Source organism: Alcanivorax sp. HI0044, assembly GCF_001634945.1.
Map to the genome: position 1 here is coordinate 1 of NZ_LWEZ01000130.1, position 564 is coordinate 564.

The window sequence follows — 564 nt, forward strand, 5'->3', positions numbered from 1 at the left end:
TGCCATCGGTCACGATCGCGCTGTAGCGCTCGACCATGGCAGAGACCTGTTCGCTCTGGTCCGGGTGAACCAGGAACACAACTTCGTAATGACGCATGTTAGCTCCTTACGGTTGCGACGCCTCACGACGCCAATTCAGCTTCCCGCCGTGATCATGATCAACGCACGGTGAAGCAAGGAGACCTGCATCCCCGCCCCGAAAACCGGGGGAGACGCAGGAAGCGCGCGATTCTATCCCATTGCAGGGGGCAACCTCAAGGCATATCCATTGCTATCTGCCGGCGACGGACGTATGCTCAGATAAAACAAAACGCTACAAACGCTTACAAAAAGCGTCGTTAACCCCAAGCCCCTGAAAACACAGGGGAAAACAACAACAACGGGATACGACAATGCACTTTCGAGCCCTGGCCATCGGCCTGTGCAGTGTTTTCTTGCTGACTCCGGTTCAGGCCGAGGAGTCACATACGCCTTGCGGCCACGCGCTGAAGGTGCCAGACAAACCGCTGCTGGAAGATTACCCGGACTACAGCGATTTCCTGCTACAAATCATGAAATACAAGC

The 564-nt window shown here is 55.3% G+C and carries 1 protein-coding gene; it reads right to left on the reverse strand.

Annotation, left to right across the window (positions count from 1 at the left end; all coding sequences use genetic code 11):
• Positions 1-97: 30S ribosomal protein S6 (locus tag A3730_RS01625; RefSeq protein ID WP_369819029.1), on the reverse strand; the 97-nt coding region annotated here is incomplete at its 3' end.
• Positions 98-564: the final 467 nt, after the last annotated feature.